Origin of the sequence: Vaccinium witches'-broom phytoplasma str. VAC, from assembly GCF_000309405.1 — a bacterium.
Taxonomy (GTDB): Bacteria; Bacillota_I; Bacilli_A; order Acholeplasmatales; family Acholeplasmataceae; genus Phytoplasma.
The window spans coordinates 1-660 of the sequence record NZ_AKIN01000092.1 but is presented as its reverse complement, the minus strand read 5'-3'; the positions used below and the strand labels follow the sequence as shown (position 1 = coordinate 660).

The 660-nt window shown below is 28.5% G+C and carries 1 protein-coding gene; it reads right to left on the bottom strand.

What is annotated here, in order from left to right; genetic code table 11:
- On the bottom strand, positions 1–326 hold a 326-nt coding region (locus tag RI68_RS02065; protein WP_017193591.1), incomplete at its 3' end, for a lambda-exonuclease family protein.
- Positions 327–660: the final 334 nt, after the last annotated feature.

Here is a 660-nt window from a genome sequence, read left to right as displayed (position 1 = left end):
ATTTCTAAAACAGCTTGATGTTGTTCATTGTAACCATCTAAAGAAGCGGAAAAAAGGTTAACTTGATCATCCACAAAAATAGCGTCTTCGAAAGTTAAATTAGTTTTTTGCATGAAAAATTTACGAGCGATGGGCTCCATTTTTTGGCCATGAAGAGTGTATTGATTAGCGGTAAAAGTGGTGCCAAAGAGTTTATCATGAACTAATTGTTCCATGGAACGAAAGGGATCTAACCCTGTAATGGAAGCGATTTCGGAAGCGTTGATGTATTTTTTTCGGTGTTGATACCATAATTTAGTGCGTTGATTTAAGTTTTTGATTCTCATAATATTCATTCTTTCTTAAATATTTTCTTTAATAATAATAAAAGATATTTTCCTAAATAATAAATAAACCGTAGAATGTGATAAAGACATTTAAAAAGAAAATCAATTAAATATAAAAGATGAGGAAGAAATAATAAAATAATTGTTAATAAACCTAAATTTAACCATTGATTTTGATAAGTAAAGAAATAATGACTGATAGTATTAAGGCTATTATTTAGCTTTGTTAACCAAGTATTAATGAAATGCCACATGATGATTTGGTTGCTTCGTGGTTAAATGTTGATAAAATTGAACTATTATTCCTTGTTTTAATTGGCGAATACTTAGTTTG